Raw genomic sequence first — 427 nt, 5'->3', positions numbered from 1 at the left:
CGATGTACTCGGTGATGTGGAGCGAGCACTGCTCCTACAAGTCCTCCAAGGTGCACCTGAAGTACTTCGGTGAGACCACCACCGACGAGATGCGCTCCTCCATGCTGGCAGGCATCGGCGAGAACGCCGGCGTCGTCGACATCGGCGACGGCTGGGCGGTCACCTTCAAGGTCGAGTCGCACAACCACCACCCGCATTCGGGAAATCCTCGGTCGTCGCCCCACGGACGCCGAGCTCGCGATGTACTCGGTGATGTGGAGCGAGCACTGCTCCTACAAGTCCTCCAAGGTGCACCTGAAGTACTTCGGTGAGACCACCACCGACGAGATGCGCTCCTCCATGCTGGCAGGCATCGGCGAGAACGCCGGCGTCGTCGACATCGGCGACGGCTGGGCGGTCACCTTCAAGGTCGAGTCGCACAACCACC

General features: G+C 63.2%; 2 pseudogenes. Both read left to right on the top strand.

Annotated elements, in window-relative coordinates:
- Positions 1 to 188: pseudogene (locus AC1DYG_RS19950) on the top strand (hypothetical protein); the annotation flags it as partial.
- A 4-nt stretch (positions 189 to 192) separates the two neighbouring features.
- Positions 193 to 427 (top strand): annotated as a pseudogene (locus tag AC1DYG_RS19945) (phosphoribosylformylglycinamidine synthase subunit PurL); the annotation flags it as partial.

The sequence above is a fragment of the Pedococcus sp. P1_H8 genome (assembly GCF_056405175.1).
This window is presented reverse-complemented; position numbering and strand designations above follow the sequence as displayed.